The organism is Streptomyces sp. NPDC059695 (genome assembly GCF_042733785.1).
Classification (GTDB): domain Bacteria; phylum Actinomycetota; class Actinomycetes; order Streptomycetales; family Streptomycetaceae; genus Streptomyces.
In genome coordinates, this window is record NZ_JBHWFF010000086.1 from 1 (window position 1) to 301 (window position 301).

Below are 301 nucleotides of genomic sequence, written 5' to 3' on the forward strand. Positions count from 1 at the left end.
CGACCGGCTAGAGCTTACGGAGCAAGTCCTTCACCCTCACCGGCGCACCTTCTCCCGAAGTTACGGTGCCATTTTGCCTAGTTCCTTCACCCGAGTTCTCTCAAGCGCCTTGGTATTCTCTACCCAACCACCTGTGTCGGTTTGGGGTACGGTTCCTGGTTACCTGAAGCTTAGAAGCTTTTCTTGGAAGCATGGCATCAACCACTTCGTCATCTAAAAGATAACTCGTCATCAGCTCTCGGCCTTAGAATCCCGGATTTACCTAAGATTCCAGCCTACCACCTTAAACATGGACCACCAA

At 51.2% G+C, this 301-nt stretch carries 1 rRNA gene (cut by a window edge); it reads right to left on the minus strand.

Annotation, left to right across the window (positions count from 1 at the left end):
- Positions 1-301 (minus strand): 23S ribosomal RNA (locus tag ACFV2S_RS37925) (its annotated part continues 741 nt past the right edge of the window); the annotation flags it as partial.